At 65.0% G+C, this 220-nt stretch carries 1 protein-coding gene; it reads left to right on the forward strand.

The window, feature by feature from the left end; all coding sequences use genetic code 11:
* Positions 1-220, forward strand: a 220-nt coding sequence (locus EOC06_RS39660; protein ID WP_128310225.1) for an iron-containing alcohol dehydrogenase, incomplete at both ends; no start/stop codon positions are given.

Below are 220 nucleotides of genomic sequence, written 5' to 3' on the forward strand. Positions count from 1 at the left end.
GCGCCATGTGCTGCCGACGGTCGCCGCCCGGTTCGGCCGACGTGCGCTGGTCTGCACCGATGAGCGCTTCGCGGGCACAGCGGTATTCGCCGACATCATCAAGTCCCTTCAGTCGGCTTCGATCGAAGTCCTTGTGCATGACCGCGTTCTGCCCGACGTGCCACGCGACACGGTCGGCATCTGTGTCGAGGAAGCGAAGGGGTTCAGACCGGACATGGTG

It is taken from the genome of Mesorhizobium sp. M7A.F.Ca.MR.362.00.0.0 (assembly GCF_004023175.1).
Taxonomy (GTDB): Bacteria; Pseudomonadota; Alphaproteobacteria; order Rhizobiales; family Rhizobiaceae; genus Mesorhizobium.